The sequence below is a fragment of the Vibrio sp. M260112 genome (genome assembly GCF_036533775.1).
Classification (GTDB): Bacteria; Pseudomonadota; Gammaproteobacteria; order Enterobacterales; family Vibrionaceae; genus Vibrio.
In genome coordinates, this window is sequence record NZ_JATABH010000170.1 from 1 (window position 1) to 813 (window position 813).

Genomic DNA, 813 nt, shown 5'->3' on the forward strand with positions numbered 1-813 from the left:
GTCTTCTGCTTGTTTGCCACCTGACGGCTTTTCACCAGTAACATTCATGCGCGTGAGCACCTCTTCAAAACGTCGCCACGTTTTAACCCCACCAAGCAATAATATATAGATCGCCGTCTCTTGCTCCTCTTCCCATGACAAATAAAACGTCGTCACTAAAGTATTGAGCATAATGCCAACGGTTTCCGGTAATAATTCTTCAAACGGCACCTCACCGGTCACATCGTTCCCATTAGGGTTGAAATGCTTAGTGATCCGCTGTGCCAGCTGACGGGCTTCCTTTTTCTTCTCGGATTCATTGTCCCACTTTTGAGTTCTTTTTTCCCACCATTTATTTATTGAAAGCTGAGTATTCATCACCGCCTGCTTAAGCGCTTCTTGTGGATTAGCAATCATATCGCTGGCAAAAGCGATATAGCTCGAGCGCATAAAGTGCTGATATACTTCCTCATGAAGATTATCCAGTACGCGATAATCGGTTGCTTTTAAGCCTTTAAAGAGGATAACCGCGAGTTGCCATAACTGCTCAAAATCAATCACAGTACCAAACCCACCACTGGCGCCAGGGCCAAACACCAGACGACCAGAACAGTTAAAAATGAATTCTCCCTTGTCTATCGCTAACTGAAAATCCCATCCCGCTCCGGCGCCAATAGCTACATTGCCGTTGGCACCTACTTTGGCGAGGGTGGCGAAATCAAACACCTTATCCAGTTTGGTATCTTGCGGCGCTTTCCATTCCAGCCCCCCTTCAACCTGACCTCCAACTTGAGCACCACCAAAGATATCGCCTTTCACGCCGACACCACCAGA

The 813-nt window shown here is 47.1% G+C and carries 1 pseudogene; it reads right to left on the bottom strand.

From position 1 onward, the window contains the following. Positions 1 to 798 (bottom strand): annotated as a pseudogene (locus QTN95_RS20875) (LysM peptidoglycan-binding domain-containing protein); the annotation flags it as partial. Positions 799 to 813 lie beyond the last annotated feature (15 nt).